This is a genomic window from Pseudomonas agarici (genome assembly GCF_001543125.1).
In the GTDB taxonomy this organism is placed as follows: domain Bacteria; phylum Pseudomonadota; class Gammaproteobacteria; order Pseudomonadales; family Pseudomonadaceae; genus Aquipseudomonas; species Aquipseudomonas agarici.
On sequence record NZ_CP014135.1, the window covers coordinates 2,571,883 to 2,590,341 of the forward strand.

The window sequence follows — 18,459 nt, forward strand, 5'->3', positions numbered from 1 at the left end:
GCCTACGTTCAATCAGGAGCTCGCATGCACCGGTCTTGCCTTCTCATGGCCCTGCTCGGGGCGCTGGCGCTGCCGGCCCACGCCAATTGGTACCTGGACAATGAGTCTTCGCGCTTATCGTTTGTCACCACCAAGAACACCGATATCGCCGAGGTCCACCGCTTCCTGACCCTGCACGGCAAGGTCGATCGCCAGGGTATGGCGACCCTTGAGGTCGAGCTGGAGTCGGTCAATACCGGGATTCCCTTGCGCGATGAGCGTCTGCGTCGCGACTTGTTCCAGATCAAGACCTATCCCCAGGCGCGAGTCACCGCGCACATCAATGTGGAACCGATCAACGACCTGGCCCCCGGTGCTCAGCTCGAACTGCGCCTGCCGCTGGTGGTTCGGTTGCACGGCCAGGAGCACCGTTATAATGCCGAGCTGCTGGCGACGCGCCTCGATGATCGACGCTTCCAGGTCGTGACCCTTGAGCCGTTGGTGATACATGCCGAGGATTTTGACTGGGTGTCGAGTCTCGCGGCATTGCGCAAGGTGGCAGGCCTGTCGGCCATCAGCCTATCCGTACCGGTGGGCGCGGTGCTGATTTTCACGGCGCGCTGACATGACCGGCGCGGTCTTTCCCTGGCGCGGCGACAATACCTTCGAGCTGCTGATCGACGGTCCGGATTTCTTTCCGCGCATGTTGGTGGCGATTGCCCGGGCCAACTGTCAGGTCGAGCTTGAGCTGTATTTGGTGGAGGCCGGCGAGTGCGCCGAGGCCATGGTCCAGGCGCTGATCCAGGCGGCCGAGCGTGGAGTGCGGGTGCGCTGCCTGTTTGATGACTTTGGCAGCCTGGCTTTTACTCTGGGGTTGCGTCGACGGTTGATCGAGGCCGGTGTCGAACTGCGTTTCTATAATCGCCTGCGCTGGCGTAGCGGCCTGCGCAACCTGTACCGCGATCACCGTAAGCTGCTGCTGGTAGACCAGTCCATGGCGGTGGTTGGCGGCACGGGCGTCACCGATGAGTTCTGGACCCCCAGCGACAATCGTTGCCAATGGCATGAAGTCATGGTGCAAATCCGGGGTCCGTTGGTGCTCGACTGGCAGTTGCTGTTCGACCGCCAATGGTTGGCCAACGAACAGCGCGCTGCCTGGAAACCCGCCGCCCGTTTTGGTCTGCCGCGCCTGCCACGGCCACCGCTGGCAGGGCAGGGCCTGGGTCGGGTGGCTTACGCCGATGCCCGGCAACATCGCGACATCCTGCAATCGTTGGTCCGCACGCTGAACAGCGCCAAGCAGCGGATCTGGCTGGCGACCCCGTATTTCCTGCCGACTTGGAAGGTTCGCCGTTCGTTGCGCCGGGCCGCCCGGCGCGGAGTCGACGTGCGGCTCCTGCTGACCGGGCCGCATACCGATCATCCTTCGGTACGTTACGCTGGCCATCGCTACTACCCACGGCTGCTCAGGGCGGGCGTGCGGATCTTCGAGTATCAGCCGTGTTTCCTGCACTTGAAGATGGTGCTGGTCGACGATTGGGTCAGCATCGGCTCGTGCAATTTTGATCACTGGAACCTGCGCTTCAACCTGGAAGCCAATCTTGAAGCGCTTGACCCGTCTTTGACCGAGGCGGCGATGGCCAGCTTTATCACCGATTTCGCCCTTAGCCAGCCAGTCAGCCTCGAAGCCTGGAAAGCGCGACCGTGGTGGCGTCGTGTGAAGCAGCGACTATGGGGCTGGGTCGACCGCCTGGTGGTGAACCTGTTGGACCGCCGTGGCTGATCGATTGCGCATGTCAGGGTATTGCCCGTTGTTCGCCTGAGATAGACTCCAGGCCATTCGTTCCCTGTTCAGGAATTCGTCCATGACTCCATCGTTGCTTATGGCCGTGCTTGCCTCGGGCTTTATCTACGGCATCACCCCCGGTCCCGGCGTGCTGGCGGTGTTCGGCATCGGTGCGGCGCACGGCCGGCGGGCCGGGGCCGGGTTTCTCTGCGGTCATTTGCTGGGGGATGTGGTCTGGTGCAGCACGGCGTTGATTGCGATTGTCGGCGCCCGAGAAATCGGCAGCACCACCTTCGATGCTCTGGGTGTTATCAGTGGCCTTTATTTGTTCTGGTTGGGCTGGCGGGCGCTTCGCCGCCAGCACGCCAATGATGAACCACTCCAGGGCACGGCCCGGCAACCGTTTTGGCACGGCATCCTGTTCGGCCTGACCAACCCCAAGGCCTATCCGGTGGCGGTCGCGACTTTTACCGCCTTGCTCTCCAGCCGCGCCGAGTTGCTGAGCTGGTCGATGCTGCCGGGGTTGATTTTTCTCAGTTTCCTTGGCGGCGTACTGGCATACGCTATTCTCATCGGTGTTGTCGGTGCCCAGCGGGTTCGGGTGCTGTATCAACGGCACGAAGTGCTGATAACCCGTTTGTGTGGTGTGATGTTCATCGGCTTTGCCATAAATGCTCTGGCTCACGCGCTACCGGGGTTGCTGCCCAACAAGGCGTGAGTCACCGGCAAGAAGGGGCAGGGAGCCACGGTTTTCCATGGATCGATGCTGACGCTTAATTTTTCTGGCGATCTCTTTCTGATGGAAACCAAGACTGTCACACCGCTGGCCAGCTATATCGATCTGTTGCTCGATGTGGTGTGTGCCGTTGATGTCCAAGGGCGTTTCGTTTTTGTCAGCGCCGCCTGCGAGCGCATCTTCGGTTATACGCCGGACGAATTGATCGGCACCTCGATGATCGAGCTGGTCTTGCCCGCCGATCGCGAGCGAACCCTCAAGGCCGCCGCTGAAATCATGGCCGGCGAGCCCAAGCCGCATTTCGAGAACCGCTATGTACGCAAGGATGGCCGGGTGGTCCATATCATGTGGTCGGCGCGTTGGTCCGAAGCCGATCAACTGCGTATTGCCGTGGCTCGAGACGTTACCGAGCGCAAGCTTGCCGAGGCGAAACAGGTGGCGCTCTACGCAATTTCCGAAGCCGCCCACGCCACCGAGGACCTGTTGACCTTGTTCCAGCGGGTACACCGGATTATCGGCGAGTGGTTGCCGGCGCAGAATTTCTGTGTGGCGCTGTATGACGCGTCGCGGGACCAGTTGAGTTTCCCCTATCACATCGACGACCGCCGGGTGCTGTGTCATGTCGATAGCCATTGCTCTCGGATCGTGCGTGGCGGCCTGCCGTTGTTGCTCAACGATGAGGATGCTCCCTGTCTTGGCGTGCCATTGACCTCGCAGAACGGCATCATTGGCGCGTTGCTGGCAAGGAGCTCGGATGGCCAGCGCTACACCGAACACGATCAGGATCTGTTGCAGTTCGTCTCGGCGCAGGTGGCGGCAGCCATCGAGCGCAAACAACTGCACGCGCGCCTGCAATACATGGCGCGTTATGACCAGTTGACCCATCTGCCTAACCGGGCGTTTCTGCATGAGCGCTTGAAAGCGGCGCTGGCCAGGGCGCGGTGCGAGCGCGGGCAGTTGGCGCTGCTGTATGTCGATCTGGACAAGTTCAAGCAGGTCAACGACAACTTCGGCCATGGGGTTGGCGATCTGCTCTTGCAGGAAGTGGCCCGGCGTCTGCAGCAATGTGTGGGCGAAACCGACACTGTGGCCCGTATCGGTGGGGATGAATTCATCGTTCTGCTGGAGCAACTGCATTTGCGCGAATTTGCTGCCGAGGTCGCCGACAAGATCCGTCGACAGCTCAACGAGCCGATGATCTGGCAAGACTGTGAACTGAGGGTCACGCCGAGTATCGGGATTGCCCTGTACCCGCAGAACGGTGAAGAGGCGCAGCAGTTGTTCAAGCATGCCGATGAAGCGATGTATGGGGTCAAGCGCGGCGATGCCTTGACTCATTGAGGTGCCAGGGGAGAGGTTCTGAAAAGTGACTTATAGCCTGCGGGAAGGGTCCGTTGGTGCAAGCGCTATTGGCCCTGGCGCTTTACAAGATCAGATTTACTTTTTGTCCAAAAAACCAAGGCACTGCCTGAGTAGAGGCGAAACATCTCCTGCACGGTAACTCACTACTATCGGCGAGGTAGCGCTGCTGTCCAGCAACGGCGTATAGCCGATATCATCGCGGTGCAGTCTTTGCACCGAGGCGGGTACCAGCGTAATACCAATGCCGGCGGCTACCAGGCCTATCGCGGTTTGCAGCTCGTTGACCGTTTGGACGACGCGGATTCGCAGGCCTTGGGCCGCGAATATTCCCAGTACATGGTCGGCATAGCTGGGGCGTGGGGTTCCTGGGTAAAGAACGAATGGCTCCGCCGCCAGTTGTTCAAGCGTCGCGGGGCCGCTCAGCAGTGGATGAGCCGCCGGTAGCGCCGCGACCAAAGGGTCCTGCCGTAAGACTTCCTGGGTGATGGCCGGATCATCGAACAGCATTCGGCCGAAACCGATGTCTATGCGACCACTCTTCAGTGCTTCGAGCTGCTGCAAAGTGATGAGCTCCGACAGTCCCAATTCCACATCGCCCAAGCTGCGCAACTGGCGAATCAAGCCGGGTAACGCTCCGTACAACGTGGACGGTGCAAAACCGATTCCGAGCCAGCGCTTCTGACCGGTGGCGATACGTCGAGTGTCGTCGGTAATCCGCGCTAATTGCTCAAGTAGCTGACCGCAGTGTTCATGAAAAAAACGACCGGCCTCAGTCAACCGCAAAGGTCTGGAGCGCTCAAGCAGTGCCACCCCCAACTCATCTTCCAGTTGCTGAATCTGGCGACTTAGCGGGGGCTGGGCAATATTCAATCGTTGCGCCGCGCGTGTGAAGTTTAGGGTCTGGGCGAGCATCCGAAAGTAGCGCAAATGACGAAGTTCCACGATACCTCCGAGGTATTAAGCGAGACCTATTCAATATTGGACGGTCAGCTTTGCCAGAGTCAATCTCTGTTTCAAGAACAAACACAATGCAGACGGGATCCCCATGACTGCCATCATCGAACGCTTCACCATTCAGATCGTCGATTTGCCTACCATCCGTGCGCATAAGCTAGCGATGCACACGATGCGTGGTCAGACTTTGGTGATCCTGCAAATTCAGGCCAGCGATGGCATTGTCGGCATTGGCGAAGCCACCACCATCGGCGGTCTGGCCTACGCTGGCGAAAGCCCGGAAAGCATTAAAGTGAACCTTGAGACCTGGTTTGCACCGCTGCTGATCGGGCAAGACGCCACTAACCTCAACGCGGCGATGCAAAGGGTCGATCACGCTATTCGTGGCAATACCTTTGCCCGCTCGGCGGTAGAGACGGCGCTGCTCGATGCTCAGGGTAAGCGTCTTGGCCTGCCTGTCGCGGAGTTGTTGGGTGGGCGGGTACGAGACGGTGTCGAAGTCGCCTGGACGTTGGCCAGTGGCGATACGGTCAAAGATATCGAAGAGGCTGAGCGCATGCTCGAAGTGCGCCGCCACCGTCACTTCAAACTGAAAATAGGTGCTGGAGAACCGGCGCGAGATATCGCCCATGTCGCCGCCATCAAACGGGCATTGGGCGACCGAGCCAGCGTTCGTGTGGATATCAACCAGGCATGGAGTGAAGCGGTCGCCGTTCGGGCCTGTCGACTGCTGGCGGATGCCGGCGTTGAGCTTATAGAGCAGCCGTTGTCTCGATATGATCGTGCGGGCATGGTTCGGCTGAGCGCCCATAGTCCCATCCCGCTGATGGCTGATGAAGCTATCGAATCGGTTCAAGACAGCTTTGCGTTGGCGCAGATGGGCGCGGCGTCGATTTTTGCACTGAAAATCGCCAAAACAGGTGGGCCTATGGCGGTGTTACGTACCGCCGCCATTGCGCAAGCGGCGGGCATCGGCCTCTACGGCGGCACGATGCTTGAAGGTAGCATCGGCACTTTGGCCTCGGCTCACGCATTTGCCACGCTCGACAAGCTGGAGTGGCATACCGAGCTTTTCGGTCCGCTACTATTGACCGAAGACATTTTGCTCGCCCCTCCTGTTTATCGGGATTTCCAACTGATGATCCCGCGCGGCCCGGGGCTAGGCATCGAGCTTGATGCCGAACGCCTTTCGCACTTCTCTCGCGGCTGATTGACTAACCTCCAAAGGATACTCACGACATGCTTTTCCATGTGCGCATGACCGTCAAACTTCCGACCGATATGCCGGCTGAGCAAGCCGCCCAGCTTAAGGCCGACGAAAAGGAACTCGCCCAGCGCCTGCAACGAGAAGGCACCTGGCGCCATCTCTGGCGCCTTGCCGGGCTCTATGCAAATGTCAGTGTCTTTGATGTGGCGGACAACCAGGCACTGCATGACACGTTGATGCAACTACCGTTGTACCCCTACATGGAAATCGAAGTGACACCGATGTGTCGACATCCATCCTCAATCCATAACGACGATCGCTGAGTTAGCGGATTCGTAGCACTGACATCAACAAGAACAAATAAATTGATGAGGGCAAAAGCCATGACCGTTCGTATTTCCCAAACCGCTGAAGTGCAGCAATTTCTCGAAAAAGCCTCCGGCTTCGACCAGCCAGCCGGCAGCCAGCGACTGAAGACCGTCGTTCATCGTGTCCTGAATGATTCGATCAAAATCATCGAGGACTTGCAGATTACGCCTGAAGAGTTCTGGAAGGCCGTCAACTACCTTAATGATCTGGGCCGTCGCCAGGAAGCCGGTTTGCTCGTCGCGGGCCTGGGGCTTGAGCACTATCTGGACATGTTGATGGACGCCGAAGACGAACAGGCCGGCCATGTGGGCGGCACGCCCCGCACCATCGAAGGCCCGCTTTATGTCGCGGGCGCGCCTATTTCAGAACACTTTGCTCGCCTCGACGATGGTCAGGACCCAGGCACCGTGATGTTCATGACCGGCCAGGTGCGCGATACCGCTGGTGCGCCTTTGGCGAACGCCGTGGTGGATGTGTGGCATGCCAATAGCGGTGGTAGTTACTCGTATTTCGATCCATCGCAGTCCGAGTTCAATCTGCGCCGTCGCATACTCACCGATGCTCAAGGTCGTTATCGCCTTCAGAGTATCGTGCCGTCGGGTTACGGCTGCCCTCCGGATGGCCCCACCCAGCAACTGCTCGATCAATTGGGCCGTCACGGCCAGCGTCCTGCCCACGTGCATTTTTTCATCTCGGCACCTGGACATCGCCACTTGACCACCCAGATCAACCTGGCGGGTGACCAGTACCTGCATGATGATTTTGCGTATGCGACACGTGATGAGCTGATCGCACAGATTCATTTCAGCGATGATAGCAATGGCCGGCGGGCCGATATCGAATTCGATTTCGTGCTTCAGCCTGCTACCGCTGCCGAAGACGAGAGTCGCCTAGAGCGTGTGAGAGCCCTGGAGGTGTGAACCAACGTCTTGGTTGATGCCATGGCCCCCGCAGCGCTAGTTGTTGGGGCCTTGTGGTTTCATCTGACCTTGATAGAAAGAGAGGCGCAACATGACTCCGTTATTGAGTGCGCGCAGTCAGATTTTTCACCGTGCCGATGCCTATGTCGTGTCGGATTACGTGAATCAGCATGTGGGTAGCCACTGCATCCGCCTGCTGCCTAAGGGCCGTCCGCGAGCGAGTATCAGTCACCGAACCTTTTCGAGCATGGATTTGTGTCGTATCAGTTATGGCGCGCCAGTGCAGGTGACGTCCACGGCATTGGAAACGATCTACCATCTGCAGATTCTGTTGCGCGGGCATTGTCGATCTGACTCCCGAGGTCAGGAACAGATTTTGCGCGCTGGCGAGGTTCTGCTCATTAATCCGGATGACCCGGTGGACCTGACGTATTCCGCCGACTGCGAGAAATTCATCGTCAAGTTACCTGTCAGGCTGCTGGAGAACACCTGTCTGGAGCAGCATTGGACGCTTCCACAACAGGGCATTCGCTTTGTTGCCGAGCGCCATGAACTCAATGCCCTGAGCGGTTTTTTGCAGTTGCTGGGCTTGATCTGCCACGAGGCCGAGAACTCCGCGGATCCGCAAGTCGAGGCGCTGTACGAGCGAATCCTTGCTAAAAAGCTGCTGGCCTTGTTGGCCAGCAATGTGTTGAGAGTCATCCCCAAGCAGGAGGAGAGCGGTGGTTTCGAGCCGATACGGCAATTCATCGAGGAGCACTTGACTGAAGACATCAGCCTTGAACAGCTCATGGCGATCTCCTGGGTCAGCGAGCGCTCGCTTTATCTGTTGTTCGAGCGTCATGTCGGTCTTTCTCCCCGTGATTATATGCGCCAACGCAAGCTGGAAAGTGTGCATGCGCAACTCCAAGCAGCGACTGCGCGTAGCGTGACCGAAGTGGCCCTCGATCACGGTTTTGTCCATTTAGGGCGATTCTCCGAGGCCTATCGCAAGCGTTTCGGCGAATTACCGTCGCAAACCCGGCGTCGTCAGCGCGAGCGGTTTGCGCCTGGCGGATAGTTATTTGCAGCAGACGGATACTGGTGGTGGGAATAAGGAGCTAGGGTAAACAGGCCTGATACAAGAACAACCGAGGGCCTATCCCCATGACCAGTACACTCGACCGGCTTGCCCGTCAGCTCAGTGAGTCCGTTCAGGAAGATCCCGCCACCGGCGTCTTTCGCTGCCGCCGCGATATCTTCACGGACGCCGATTTGTTCGCGTTGGAAATGAAGCACATCTTTGAAAGTGGTTGGATTTACCTGGCACATGAAAGCCAAGTGCCGGAAATCAACGACTACTTCACCACCTACATTGGCCGTCAGCCTGTCGTCATTACCCGTGACAAACAAGGTGTCTTGCACGGAATGGTCAATTCCTGCGCCCACCGTGGCGCCATGCTGTGCCGCCGTAAGCAGGGCAATAAAGGCTCCTTTACCTGCCCGTTTCATGGCTGGACATTCAGCAACGCCGGTAAGTTGCTCAAAGTCAAAGACGCCAAGACCGGCGCCTACCCGGACAGTTTCGATTGCGACGGTTCTCATGATCTTAAACGTCTGGGCCGTTTTGAAAATTATCGTGGTTTTCTGTTTGGCAGTCTCAGTGAAGCGGTCCCCGAGCTCGATGATTATCTGGGAGAAACCCGCGTCATCATTGACCAGATGGTTGATCAAGCGCCTGAAGGGTTCGAAGTCCTGCGGGGCAGCTCGTCTTACCTCTACGATGGCAACTGGAAATTGCAGATCGAAAACGGCGCCGACGGTTATCACGTCAGCTCCGTGCACTGGAATTATTCGGCGACCACGGGCCGTCGCAATTACCAGTCCGAGGGCACGCGCGCTGTCGACGCCAATGGCTGGTCGAAGAGCCAGGGCGGGGTGTATGCGTTCAAACATGGTCACATCCTGCTCTGGACTCGGCTGCTCAATCCTGAAGTGCGACCGGTGCATGCACATCGTGCACAGTTAGCTGAACGCCTGGGGCAGGCGCGCGCCGATTTTATCGTCGACCAGACCCGCAACCTCTGCCTGTACCCCAACGTTTACCTCATGGATCAGTTCTCGACACAGATCCGTGTGGTGCGACCCATTGCGGTCGACAAAACCGAGGTGACAATCTATTGCATGGCGCCCAAGGGCGAAAGCGCCCAGGAGCGCACCACGCGTATTCGTCAGTACGAGGACTTTTTCAATGTCAGTGGCATGGGTACCCCCGATGATCTGGAGGAATTCCGTGCCTGCCAGACCGGTTATCAAGGTGCGACGAACCTATGGAATGACCTGAGTCGGGGCGCCAAGCAATGGGTTGACGGTGCCGATGACAATGCGCGCGCCATGGGCATGAATCCGCAGCTCAGCGGGGTAAAGACCGAGGACGAAGGCTTGTTCGTGCGTCAACACGCTCACTGGGCGGCCAGCTTGCAACGAGCGATCGAGCTTGAGCAACACAGTCTGATCGCCACTGACAAGGAGGCACGCTCGTGAGCATTTCCCGCGAAAACCTGCTTGCTTTTCTCTACCGCGAAGCGCGGCTGCTAGATGATCGTCAGTGGGACGAGTGGCTGGAGTGTTACTCGCCAAAGGCCGAGTTTTGGATGCCCGCGTGGGACGACCACGACACGCTGACGGAAGATCCGCAGAGCGAGATCTCGCTGATTTACTACCCCAACCGCGACGGTCTGGAAGACCGTATATTTCGTATCAAGACCGAGCGCTCCAGTGCCAGCATGCCTGAGCCGCGCACCGCACATTTCATTGCCAACGTTGAAGTACTGGCCGAAAACGCCGGACAGGTGGAGCTACGTTTCAACTGGCAAACCCTCAGCCATCGATACAAGACCACGGACACGTACTTTGGCACGTCCTTCTATCGCCTCGATATCAGCGCGCAACAGCCACTGATCACGCGTAAGAAAGTGGTGCTGAAAAACGATTATATCCATCAGGTCATCGACATCTATCACATCTGAGGACAGCGCCATGACATACTCCATAGCCCTCAATTTTGAAGATGGCGTGACACGTTTCATCGATTGCGATGAGGGCGAGAAGGTGCTGGACGCCTCTTTTCGCCAAGGTATCAACCTGCCTATGGACTGCGCCGACGGCGTCTGTGGCACTTGCAAATGCCGTTGCGAGAAAGGCACCTATGACCTGGGCGATGAATACATCGAAGACGCGCTGAGTGAGGACGAGGCCCAGGAGAGGCTCGTTCTTACCTGCCAGATGGTGCCGCAATCGGACTGCATCATTACCGTCCCCTTGCCCTCCAGTGCCTGTAAGACCGGCACCGGTCGGTTCGCCGCCACCGTCGCCGACATTACCCGGCACGCGGACGCTGCGCTGCAGATCCGCTTCGAACTGGATCAAGCGCCAGTCTTCCTGCCCGGCCAGTACGTCAATATCGAGGTGCCGGGCAGTGAACAGACACGCTCCTATTCATTCAGCAGCCGCCCCGGCGAAAAGCACGCGAGCTTTTTGATCAAACATGTGCCGGGTGGACTGATGAGCGGATGGCTGGAACGAGCGCAGCCGGCCGATCAGGTGGTCATGACCGGTCCGTTTGGCAGTTTCTATCTGCGCGAAGTGACCCGACCGCTGTTGTTCCTGGCCGGTGGCACTGGACTTGCGCCCTTCCTGTCGATGCTCGAAGTGCTCGGTGAGCGCGCTGGAACGCAGAAGGTGTCGCTGATCTATGGCGTGACCCGCGATCAGGATCTGGTGCTGGTCGATGCCTTGGAAGCCTTCGCCACGCGCCTGCCCAACTTCAGCTTCGTGACCTGTGTCGCCGATCCCCAGACCCTCCATCCGCGCCAAGGCTATGTCACCCAGCACATGGCCGCGCAGGTGTTCAACGATGGCGATGTCGATGTGTATCTGTGTGGGCCGCCACCGATGGTGGATGCCGTGCGGCAGTACTTCAAGGATCAGGGTGTCGTTCCGGCCAGCTTCTATTACGAGAAGTTCACGCCCAATGCAATGGTGACTGGCGACGCCGCCTGAGGACAGTGAAATGAACCCACGTTTCCACGAAAAAGTCGCATTGGTGACGGGCGCCGCCCAAGGCATCGGGCGGCGTGTTGCCGAACGTTTGCTGGAGGAGGGCGCCTTGCTGGTCGCCGTCGACCGCTCCGAGCTGATTCACGAACTGCAGCGTGAGCGTGTGCTGACGTTGACGGCTGACCTGGAGCAGCACGCCGAGTGCGCACGCGTCATGGCTGCGGCAAGCAAGGGATTCGGGCGGATCGATATCCTGATCAACAACGTTGGCGGGACGATCTGGGCCAAACCCTTCGAGCATTACGCGCCAGATGAGATCGAGGCGGAAATCCGCCGCTCGTTGTTTCCGACGTTGTGGTGCTGCCACAGCGTATTGCCTTACATGCTCAAACAAGGCAGTGGCGCCATCGTCAACGTTTCCTCTATTGCCACGCGAAGCCTCAATCGCGTGCCTTACGGCGCGGCCAAAGGTGGCGTCAATGCGCTGACCGCTTGCCTGGCGCTGGAGACCGCTGGCAGTGGGGTGCGTGTCAACGCTACCGCGCCAGGTGGCACCGAGGCGCCGCCGCGCCGCATTCCACGTAACAACCAGCCGCAAAGCGAGCAGGAGCGGGTTTGGTATCAGCAAATCGTCGATCAGACGATCGAAAGCAGTTTGATGAAGCGCTATGGGACGATCGACGAGCAAGCGGGCGCGATTCTTTTTCTGGCCTCCGACGAAGCCTCATACATCACCGGCGTGACCTTGCCCGTGGGCGGTGGCGACCTGGGTTGATTGACCGGTTTTTCCCAGAGACCTCACATACAACAAAAATAACCGGGGCAATGCCATGCGCACCATTGAGGTACATTCGATTGGCAACGGCGCCTGTTTCAGTAAGGCCATGACGTGGCCATCTCCCTCTTGCGGGCTCGTTACCGGATTCGACGCTGATATGTCAGACCCATGGACTTTAGACTTCATCTATCCCGGTCGCTGCTGGGTGACACTGCGGCGCTTGTCGTAATCTGCATAAGCTTGCGACTGCCCGGTCGATCCCGTTGATGAAGGGATTCAGTGGTTAGGACATTTCGCATTGCAAGCTGATCTGCAAGATGACCGGATATGGCTTGCAGTCGGTGCTTTCGGGATTTCTGACGCTTTAGGAAGCCTGCGGGGGTAATGCGGGGATGAAGAGATGGAGCGGGTAGAGGGAATCGAACCCTCAACTAAAGCTTGGGAAGCTTTCGTTTTGCCACTAAACTATACCCGCATTTTGCGTGTTCACCGTGCGGCAAACGAGCTGTCCAATAAGACCGTTCGTTATCAGCTTGGCAAGCCAACGATCATGTCATGAGATGACATTCGCTTCGATGGCAGGTTTTGTACCAGATGTTGCCGTGGATTTGAAGTTTTTCTTTGCGAATCTGTGTTTTAGCGCAGTTCGCGAGCCGGATTTTCGTCAGGTGCCAACGCAGGCAGGCGAGCGTCGGCCAGATGTAGCCCGAAGCGCCGTCGCTCGCGATGACGGGGATCACATGGCTTGTGCCCGGTGCTCGTGAACCTGTCGGTAGTACCGCGCCCGGCTTTCCTGATGAGTGGGTTTCAGGAAGTCAAGCAAGGCACGGCGACTGTCCAGGCAGGCAGATTTGTGTTCCATGTCGAGAAAATGCCCGGCACTGCGAATGATGCTGAACTGGCTATGGCGCACATGCCGGTCGAATTGACGGGCATCCTCGGGCGCCGTGTATTCGTCCCATTCACCATTCATGAACAGCACCGGTATATCGATTTTGTCCACGCCCCTCAAGTAGCATCGGCGGTCGCTGGTGAGCACTTGGTGGAGATGGAAGTGCATCTGGTCGTACTCGTGCTCGGCCAGGCTGCTGACATGCCGGTAGTTGAAGCGCTTGAACAGCGATGGCAGGTGCTTGCCAATGGTGCTGTTGACCAGATGGCCGACCCGATGGCGATCGCAGGCTCGGAGGTAGTCGACGCCGCGCTCCAGGTAGTCACGCATGGATTCGTTGATTACCGGCGAGAACGAGCTGATCACTGCCTTTTCCACGCGTCGTGGGCGATGAGTCAGGGCGGTCAGCACTGCAGTGCCCCCCCAGGAAAACGACATCACATGTTCGGCGCTGAAGTGGTCGACGAGTTCCAGCAGGATCTGGCTTTCAATGTCCCTGGTCAGCATTTTCTCGTGGCGGTTGTGGGCCTTGGACTTGCCCGCATAGGGCTGGTCGTAGCACACGACATTGTACTGCGGGTGCAGGTTCTTGACGGTCTGTGCAAATGACGCGGTGGTGGCCATCGAGCCGTTGACCAGGATGATGGTCTTTTCCGCAGCATCTGCGCGATAGAACTCCGTGTAAACCCGATATTGACCTTGTATATCCAATACGGCGGTTTCTTGCCTCATGTCGAAAGACTCCTGGCGAGCGGGTATGCGCGCAACCGACAATGCAGGAGCTATGTGACAGGTAAGCATTCACCTGGAGTTTGCAACTCATGCCGGACCGCTAAAGCGCTGGCCGACGTCGTGCCATTCTGCCCTATGGCGGGCCGCTCAGATTTGGCGGATCTCTTCGTCCGTCAAGGGACGGTATTGGCCGGGAGCGAGGCTGTCGTCGAGCACCAGCGGACCCATGCGTTCGCGATGCAGGCGCAGGACCTTGTTGTCGAAGTGGCCGAACATGCGTTTGACCTGGTGATAGCGGCCTTCGACGATGCTCAGTCGGGCGCGATGGGATCCAAGGCACTCAAGCTGGGCCGGTTGGGTGATGAGGTCTTCGAAGGCGAAATACAGGCCCTGGGCAAAGGTCGCGGCGTATTCAGGACCGATCACTTGCTCGGTCTCCACATGGTAGACCTTGGGCAGCTTGGCCTGCGGTTGCGTGAGGCGACGCGACCACTGTCCGTCGTTGGTCAGCAGCATTAGACCCGTGCTGTTGAAGTCAAGGCGCCCGGCGATATGCAGGTCATGGACGTCCGGTTCCCGGAGCAGGTCGAGGACGGTACGGTGCCGCGGGTCGTGGGTGGCACTGACGCAGCCCTGGGGTTTGTGCAGCATGAAGTAGCGCGGCGGGCGGCCTGCCTGCAGTACGTCGTCGTCGATTTCGACCCGACTGAACTCGCGCACTTGATGATGCGGATCGGCGATGATCAGCCCGTCGACCCTGACCCGTTTTTCCACCAGCAACAGGCGTGCCTGCCGACGATTGAAGCAGGGCAAGTTGCTGAGAAAACGGTCTAGGCGCATGGCGGGAGGGTCATGGGGAAGCGGGCGGGAATTTTACCTCATGACGCCGAGGACGGGGCCTGCTTCAGTTGCTCGTCCACCTGGGCGCAACGCGGACACAGGCAGGCGGCGTTGCGCAATTGCGCTGGCAAGGCTTCGAGGACCGCCCGGTCGATGTTGACGCTGTAGCACCAGCAGGGCTGGCCGACAGTGCGCGGGTCGGCCAGAGTGCAGTCGTTGCGGGCTTTGCAGGCTGGGCAGAGGCTAGGGTCATTCATCGGCGGATTTCGGCAGTTTGCTGCGGACGTGGTAGCGCCTGCTTCTCTTGGCACTGTACCGCGCGTGGCCGGCGCGGGCCAGCTGGTTCTTCATACTGGCCGGGTCATTGCGCAAATGCCGATGCGTGCGTTTTCGGTGCCGATCGGAATTGAACGGGCGAAGGAGCCTGGTAAAATGTGGCGAACCTGCTCGACACAGGGGAAATGCTCGGTTAGCGGACCTTGTCTTCCCGTCCGCGCAGCACCTTGTTGGGCATGGCGATGGCTGCGAGTAACCCCAGCAACGCCACGCCGGCGCTGATCAGCAGCAGATGGCGAAAGGTCAACAGCAACTGCGCCCGTGAAGCTTCCTGCGCGGGACCAGGGGCGGCGTTGAGGCCTTCGAGCAGAGCGTTGCCCGAACTGCCTTCGGTGATCATCGGAGTGCCCGCCAGGTGCGTCAGGCTCGAGTCCTGCAACAACGCCAGCAGCAGCGCCGACATCAAGGCGACACCCATCGCCCCGCCCAGGGAACGGAACAGGTTGGTGGTGCTGGTGGCGACGCCGATATCCCGTTGCTCCACCGAATTCTGCGTGCCCACCAGCGAGGTCGGAAATTGCAGGCCGCCGGCCACCCCGCAGAGCAGCATGAACAGGCTGCTCAGTAGCTCTGCCTGGGGCGGCGTGAATGCCATGCCGACAATCGCCAGAGGCATCAGCAGCGCGCCGCTGAGGATCATCGGTTTGTAGTAGCCGGTCACTGAGGTCATCCGCCCCGCGAAGTAGGCGCCCATGGGTAAGCCCATCGCCAGTGGTAGCAGGTGTAGCGCCGCGCTGTCGGCCCCGGCGCCGGTCACGCTCTGGAAGCGTAGCGGCATCAGCACGGTCAGCGAAATCGCCTGGAAACTGGTAAAGAACATCGTGCACCAGCACAGCAGGGCATTGCGGTTGAGGAACAGGTGCATCGGCAGCAATGGTTCGGCGGTACGCCGTTCGTGCAGCACGAACAACGCCAGGGCGGCCACCGCCGTCACCAGCAGCCCCAACACATCGCTGTCGTTCCAACGATGACCCTGGCCGATCTCGGTGATGCCCAGCAGTAAAGCGCTCAGACCGACGATCATCAGCAGCGTGCCGAGGTAATCGATGATCGGCTTGCGCTGTGGCACTGGCAGGCCGACCAGGGTACGGTGGGCTACCCACCAGGCGCTCAATCCCAACGGCAGGTTGATCAGGAACACCCAACGCCATGACAGGTACTCGGTCATATAGCCGCCGAGCACCGGCCCGACGACGCTTGCCACTGCATACATGCCGCTGAAGTAACCCTGGTAACGACCGCGCTCGCGTGGCGGAATGATGTCGCCGATGATCGCTTGGCTGACCGAAATCATCCCGCCGGCACCGATGCCCTGGATGATCCGGGCAATCACCAGTTGTTCCATGCTCTGGGCCATGCCGCAGAACAGCGACGCCAAGGTGAACAGTCCCATGCCAAACAACATCAGTTTGCGTCGACCGTACAGGTCGCCGAGCTTGCCGTAGATCGGTACCGCGACCGTCATGGCGACCATGTAGCCGGAAATCACCCAGGCCAACAGGCCGACATCCTTGAACTGGGCGGAAATGGCGGGGATCGAGACGGCGACGATGGTCTGGTCCAGCGCGCCAAGGAAGATCGCCAGCATCAGGGCGATCAATATGCTGCGAATCGCCGGCTTCGTCGGGCCGGGTTGCTGAAGATTGGTCACGGTAGAACCTGCACGCGATAGTTGACCCGCCCTGGCAGGTGGGCGGGGATGACTGCCAGTGTACTAGATAGCTTGCTATTCGATAGCTTCATAAGGAAAGCCGCTGCACTTTTTTCGCGAGAGGCCGGTTCGAGCCTCTTCAGCGAGTCGGTCGAAATCGACCGACGGATCTGCCGCATTGCCAGACGCAAGTCTTGCGGATGGTTCCTGCGCTCCAGGGTGAAAGCGATTAGAGGCCATTGTCCCAGGCGGGCGTTTCGGGAAAACGCGCCACCAGGAAGTCCAGCATGCTGCGCAGGGTCGCCGGCATATGCTTGCGCGAGGCATAGACTGCATACATATTCATTGCCTTGGGTTCGGCATGGGGTAGCAGGCGCACCAGTTCGCCGCTGCGGATATGCGCTCCGGCCTGGTAGGTGGGTAGCATCGAGATACCGGCCCCGGCCATTGTCGCCCGCAACAGGGTGCTGGTTTCGTTTGCGCTGATATTGCCTTGGACCGGCACCGATACTTGCTCGCCGTCCTGCTCGAAATACCAGAGGCTCTTGCCAAAGTAGGAGTGCGTCAGGCAGTTGTAGCTGCTCAGTTCCTCGACCCGCCGCGGGGCCTGGTGTTCGTGCAGGTAGGCCGGTGACGCGCAGATCACCGAGCGACAGACCGTCAGTCGCCGGGCGATCAGGTTCGGGTCCAGGTCGTTGCTGATGCGAATCGCCAGGTCGATGCGTTGGTCTACCAGGTTCACGGTGCGGTCGAGCATCTGCAGGTCGATGCTGACGCCGGGGAAGCGCTTGACGTATTCGGCTATTGCATCGGCCAACTGAGCCTGGCCGAAGGAGGTGCTGACGGTGATCCGCAACAAACCCCGCGGAACTTCATCCGGGGCACTGACGGCGGCCTGCAGGTCGCTGGAGAGCTCCAGCAATTGCCGACAACGCGGCAGGGTTTCGCTGCCGGCCGCCGTCAGGCTCAACTTGCGTGTGGTGCGGTGCATCAGGCGTGCGCCGACCCAATCCTCCAGCTCTGCCAGATAACGCGACACCACCGGTCGCGACAGCTCCAGGTGGTCAGCCGCCGCCGATTGGCTGCCCAAGTCCACCACCGTCACAAACACCCGCATTGCTGTAAGACGATCCATGATTTGACCGATTTCAGAAACAAATTGTGTCCCAGCATCGCATTTTTTGTATCGGATCGGGCAACTAAGCTCTGTTCACTGCCTGCTTTAGTGTAAACAATCCATTTGGAGAGCGTCATGAGCAAGATTGCAATCATTGGTGCTACCGGTCGTGCCGGTAGCCAGGTGCTGGAAGAAGCCCTGCGTCGCGGTCATAGCGTTACTGCCATCGCCCGCAACCCGGCGAAGATCGAGGCGCGCGCCGGTGTCGTCAGCAAGGCGGTCGATGCCCTCGATGCGGCTGCGCTGGAAGCGGCCGTGGCCGGTCACGATGTGGTGATCAGCGCGGCGCATTTCGCCACCCTGCCGGCTGCGGCGGTGATCGGCCCGGTGAAGAAAGCCGGAGTCAAGCGCCTGCTGGTGGTGGGTGGTGCCGGTTCGTTGCTGCTGCCGGGTGGCGGTCGAGTCATCGACAGTCCGGGATTCCCGGCGGAATACAAGGCCGAGGCCAGTGGCGGGGCGACCTTCCTTGAAAGCCTTCGCCAGGAAAAGGAACTGGACTGGAGCTTCCTGTCACCTTCGGCGGAGTTCGTCGAAGGCGAGCGCACCGGCCATTTTCGCCTGGGCAAGAATGACCTGCTGGTGAGCGCCGACGGCAGCAGTTGGATCACCTTCGCCGACTATGCGATTGCCCTGCTGGATGAAGTCGAGCGGCCTGCTCACTCGCGCCAGCGGTTCACCGTCGGTTATTGAGCGTCCCAGCCC

19 protein-coding genes and 1 tRNA gene are annotated in these 18,459 nt (G+C 59.3%); 13 read left to right on the top strand and 7 right to left on the bottom strand.

What is annotated here, in order from left to right; all coding sequences use genetic code 11:
* Positions 1–24: 24 nt before the first annotated feature.
* The 4 genes from AWM79_RS11270 (at position 25) to AWM79_RS11285 (ending at position 3,842) form a co-directional block, all read left to right on the top strand.
* Positions 25–603 (top strand): YceI family protein, encoded by a 579-nt coding sequence (locus AWM79_RS11270; protein WP_060782844.1) that lies wholly within the window; start codon positions 25–27, stop codon positions 601–603.
* 1 nt (position 604) lies between these two features.
* The gene (locus AWM79_RS11275; RefSeq protein WP_060782845.1) at positions 605–1,762 is read left to right on the top strand and encodes a phospholipase D-like domain-containing protein; all 1,158 of its coding nucleotides are present in this window, start codon (positions 605–607) and stop codon (positions 1,760–1,762) included.
* 82 nt (positions 1,763–1,844) lie between these two features.
* Positions 1,845–2,483 (top strand): LysE family translocator, encoded by a 639-nt coding sequence (locus tag AWM79_RS11280; protein ID WP_060782846.1) that lies wholly within the window; start codon positions 1,845–1,847, stop codon positions 2,481–2,483.
* Positions 2,484–2,564: 81 nt separating this feature from the next.
* Positions 2,565–3,842 (top strand): GGDEF domain-containing protein, encoded by a 1,278-nt coding sequence (locus AWM79_RS11285; RefSeq protein ID WP_060783972.1) that lies wholly within the window; start codon positions 2,565–2,567, stop codon positions 3,840–3,842.
* Positions 3,843–3,938: 96 nt separating this feature from the next.
* Here the strand turns inward: AWM79_RS11285 and AWM79_RS11290 are convergent, their stop codons facing one another.
* Positions 3,939–4,805 (bottom strand): LysR family transcriptional regulator, encoded by an 867-nt coding sequence (locus tag AWM79_RS11290; protein ID WP_060782847.1) that lies wholly within the window; start codon positions 4,803–4,805, stop codon positions 3,939–3,941.
* 103 nt (positions 4,806–4,908) lie between these two features.
* Here AWM79_RS11290 and AWM79_RS11295 point away from each other — a divergent pair, with 103 nt between their 5' ends.
* The 8 genes from AWM79_RS11295 (at position 4,909) to AWM79_RS11330 (ending at position 12,126) form a co-directional block, all read left to right on the top strand.
* Positions 4,909–6,027, top strand: coding sequence for a muconate cycloisomerase family protein (locus tag AWM79_RS11295; RefSeq protein WP_017130996.1), 1,119 nt, complete (start codon positions 4,909–4,911; stop codon positions 6,025–6,027).
* A gap of 29 nt (positions 6,028–6,056) precedes the next feature.
* A complete protein-coding gene (gene catC, locus AWM79_RS11300) occupies positions 6,057–6,347 on the top strand; it encodes a muconolactone Delta-isomerase (protein ID WP_017130995.1) in 291 nt (96 codons plus the stop codon).
* A gap of 60 nt (positions 6,348–6,407) precedes the next feature.
* A complete protein-coding gene (gene catA / locus AWM79_RS11305; protein WP_060782848.1) occupies positions 6,408–7,313 on the top strand; it encodes a catechol 1,2-dioxygenase in 906 nt (301 codons plus the stop codon).
* A gap of 91 nt (positions 7,314–7,404) precedes the next feature.
* Positions 7,405–8,373 carry an AraC family transcriptional regulator gene (locus AWM79_RS11310; RefSeq protein WP_060782849.1) on the top strand — a complete coding sequence of 323 codons (969 nt, stop codon included), beginning with the start codon at positions 7,405–7,407 and terminating at the stop codon, positions 8,371–8,373.
* 86 nt (positions 8,374–8,459) lie between these two features.
* On the top strand, positions 8,460–9,836 hold the full coding sequence (locus AWM79_RS11315) for a Rieske 2Fe-2S domain-containing protein (protein WP_017130992.1): 1,377 nt from the start codon (positions 8,460–8,462) through the stop codon (positions 9,834–9,836).
* A complete protein-coding gene (gene benB, locus AWM79_RS11320; RefSeq protein ID WP_017130991.1) occupies positions 9,833–10,321 on the top strand; it encodes a benzoate 1,2-dioxygenase small subunit in 489 nt (162 codons plus the stop codon). The genes AWM79_RS11315 and benB overlap by 4 nt, the downstream gene beginning before the upstream one ends.
* 10 nt (positions 10,322–10,331) lie before the next feature.
* Positions 10,332–11,354: a benzoate 1,2-dioxygenase electron transfer component BenC gene (gene benC, locus AWM79_RS11325; protein ID WP_017130990.1), complete on the top strand. Its 1,023-nt coding sequence runs from the start codon at positions 10,332–10,334 to the stop codon at positions 11,352–11,354.
* Between the two features lie 10 nt (positions 11,355–11,364).
* On the top strand, positions 11,365–12,126 hold the full coding sequence (locus AWM79_RS11330; RefSeq protein WP_017130989.1) for a 1,6-dihydroxycyclohexa-2,4-diene-1-carboxylate dehydrogenase: 762 nt from the start codon (positions 11,365–11,367) through the stop codon (positions 12,124–12,126).
* 404 nt (positions 12,127–12,530) lie between these two features.
* Here AWM79_RS11330 and AWM79_RS11335 read toward each other — a convergent pair.
* From AWM79_RS11335 to AWM79_RS11360, 6 genes are all read right to left on the bottom strand, one after another.
* Positions 12,531–12,604, bottom strand: a tRNA-Gly gene (locus tag AWM79_RS11335).
* 261 nt (positions 12,605–12,865) lie between these two features.
* Entirely contained in the window at positions 12,866–13,753 is an 888-nt protein-coding gene (locus tag AWM79_RS11340; RefSeq protein ID WP_017130988.1) for an alpha/beta fold hydrolase, read from the bottom strand.
* Positions 13,754–13,900: 147 nt separating this feature from the next.
* A complete protein-coding gene (locus tag AWM79_RS11345; RefSeq protein ID WP_017130987.1) occupies positions 13,901–14,593 on the bottom strand; it encodes a pseudouridine synthase in 693 nt (230 codons plus the stop codon).
* Between the two features lie 38 nt (positions 14,594–14,631).
* The gene (locus AWM79_RS11350; protein WP_017130986.1) at positions 14,632–14,850 is read right to left on the bottom strand and encodes a cysteine-rich CWC family protein; all 219 of its coding nucleotides are present in this window, start codon (positions 14,848–14,850) and stop codon (positions 14,632–14,634) included.
* 212 nt (positions 14,851–15,062) lie between these two features.
* Complete coding sequence (locus AWM79_RS11355; RefSeq protein WP_060782850.1) at positions 15,063–16,580, bottom strand: MDR family MFS transporter; 1,518 nt, start codon at positions 16,578–16,580, stop codon at positions 15,063–15,065.
* Positions 16,581–16,809: 229 nt separating this feature from the next.
* Positions 16,810–17,715 carry a LysR family transcriptional regulator gene (locus AWM79_RS11360; RefSeq protein ID WP_060782851.1) on the bottom strand — a complete coding sequence of 302 codons (906 nt, stop codon included), beginning with the start codon at positions 17,713–17,715 and terminating at the stop codon, positions 16,810–16,812.
* Between the two features lie 117 nt (positions 17,716–17,832).
* On the opposite strand from AWM79_RS11360, the gene AWM79_RS11365 reads away from it, so the two are divergent.
* Positions 17,833–18,447, top strand: coding sequence for an NAD(P)-dependent oxidoreductase (locus AWM79_RS11365; protein WP_060782852.1), 615 nt, complete (start codon positions 17,833–17,835; stop codon positions 18,445–18,447).
* Positions 18,448–18,459: the final 12 nt, after the last annotated feature.